The following is a 2,577-nucleotide window of genomic DNA, read 5'->3' on the forward strand; positions in this document are numbered from 1 at the left end:
CATGAAATCGAGTAGGACGGAGCACGAGAAACTTTGTCTGAATATGGGGGGACCATCCTCCAAGGCTAAATACTACTGACTGACCGATAGTGAACTAGTACCGTGAGGGAAAGGCGAAAAGAACCCCGGAGAGGGGAGTGAAATAGATCCTGAAACCGTATGCGTACAAGCAGTGGGAGCCCACTTTGTTGGGTGACTGCGTACCTTTTGTATAATGGGTCAGCGACTTATTTTCAGTGGCGAGCTTAACCGAATAGGGGAGGCGTAGCGAAAGCGAGTCTTAATAGGGCGTCTAGTCGCTGGGAATAGACCCGAAACCGGGCGATCTATCCATGGGCAGGTTGAAGGTTGGGTAACACTAACTGGAGGACCGAACCGACTACCGTTGAAAAGTTAGCGGATGACCTGTGGATCGGAGTGAAAGGCTAATCAAGCTCGGAGATAGCTGGTTCTCCTCGAAAGCTATTTAGGTAGCGCCTCATGTATCACTGTAGGGGGTAGAGCACTGTTTCGGCTAGGGGGTCATCCCGACTTACCAAACCGATGCAAACTCCGAATACCTACAAGTGCCGAGCATGGGAGACACACGGCGGGTGCTAACGTCCGTCGTGAAAAGGGAAACAACCCAGACCGTCAGCTAAGGTCCCAAAGTTATGGTTAAGTGGGAAACGATGTGGGAAGGCTTAGACAGCTAGGAGGTTGGCTTAGAAGCAGCCACCCTTTAAAGAAAGCGTAATAGCTCACTAGTCGAGTCGGCCTGCGCGGAAGATGTAACGGGGCTCAAACCATACACCGAAGCTACGGGTATCACTTAGGTGATGCGGTAGAGGAGCGTTCTGTAAGCCTGTGAAGGTGAGTTGAGAAGCTTGCTGGAGGTATCAGAAGTGCGAATGCTGACATGAGTAACGACAATGGGTGTGAAAAACACCCACGCCGAAAGACCAAGGTTTCCTGCGCAACGTTAATCGACGCAGGGTTAGTCGGTCCCTAAGGCGAGGCTGAAAAGCGTAGTCGATGGAAAACAGGTTAATATTCCTGTACTTCTGGTTATTGCGATGGAGGGACGGAGAAGGCTAGGCCAGCTTGGCGTTGGTTGTCCAAGTTTAAGGTGGTAGGCTGGAATCTTAGGTAAATCCGGGATTCTAAGGCCGAGAGCTGATGACGAGTGTTCTTTTAGAACACGAAGTGGTTGATGCCATGCTTCCAAGAAAAGCTTCTAAGCTTCAGGTAACCAGGAACCGTACCCCAAACCGACACAGGTGGTTGGGTAGAGAATACCAAGGCGCTTGAGAGAACTCGGGTGAAGGAACTAGGCAAAATGGCACCGTAACTTCGGGAGAAGGTGCGCCGGTGAGGGTGAAGGACTTGCTCCGTAAGCCCATGCCGGTCGAAGATACCAGGCCGCTGCGACTGTTTATTAAAAACACAGCACTCTGCAAACACGAAAGTGGACGTATAGGGTGTGACGCCTGCCCGGTGCCGGAAGGTTAATTGATGGGGTTAGCTAACGCGAAGCTCTTGATCGAAGCCCCGGTAAACGGCGGCCGTAACTATAACGGTCCTAAGGTAGCGAAATTCCTTGTCGGGTAAGTTCCGACCTGCACGAATGGCGTAACGATGGCGGCGCTGTCTCCACCCGAGACTCAGTGAAATTGAAATCGCTGTGAAGATGCAGTGTATCCGCGGCTAGACGGAAAGACCCCGTGAACCTTTACTATAGCTTTGCACTGGACTTTGAATTTGCTTGTGTAGGATAGGTGGGAGGCTTTGAAGCGTGGACGCCAGTTCGCGTGGAGCCAACCTTGAAATACCACCCTGGCAACTTTGAGGTTCTAACTCAGGTCCGTTATCCGGATCGAGGACAGTGTATGGTGGGTAGTTTGACTGGGGCGGTCTCCTCCTAAAGAGTAACGGAGGAGTACGAAGGTGCGCTCAGACCGGTCGGAAATCGGTCGTAGAGTATAAAGGCAAAAGCGCGCTTGACTGCGAGACAGACACGTCGAGCAGGTACGAAAGTAGGTCTTAGTGATCCGGTGGTTCTGTATGGAAGGGCCATCGCTCAACGGATAAAAGGTACTCCGGGGATAACAGGCTGATACCGCCCAAGAGTTCATATCGACGGCGGTGTTTGGCACCTCGATGTCGGCTCATCACATCCTGGGGCTGAAGCCGGTCCCAAGGGTATGGCTGTTCGCCATTTAAAGTGGTACGCGAGCTGGGTTTAGAACGTCGTGAGACAGTTCGGTCCCTATCTGCCGTGGACGTTTGAGATTTGAGAGGGGCTGCTCCTAGTACGAGAGGACCGGAGTGGACGAACCTCTGGTGTTCCGGTTGTCACGCCAGTGGCATTGCCGGGTAGCTATGTTCGGAATAGATAACCGCTGAAAGCATCTAAGCGGGAAACTAGCCTCAAGATGAGATCTCACTGGGACCTTGAGTCCCCTGAAGGGCCGTCGAAGACTACGACGTTGATAGGTTGGGTGTGTAAGCGCTGTGAGGCGTTGAGCTAACCAATACTAATTGCCCGTGAGGCTTGACCATATAACACCCAAGCAATCTGCATGCTTCGAGAGAAGA

The 2,577-nt window shown here is 52.2% G+C and carries 1 rRNA gene; it reads left to right on the forward strand.

Annotated elements, in window-relative coordinates:
* Positions 1-2,541, forward strand: a 23S ribosomal RNA gene (locus tag AC1RJ3_RS29570); the annotation flags it as partial.
* Positions 2,542-2,577: the final 36 nt, after the last annotated feature.

The sequence above is a fragment of the Pseudomonas sp. GW822-FHT04C11 genome (assembly GCF_058800905.1).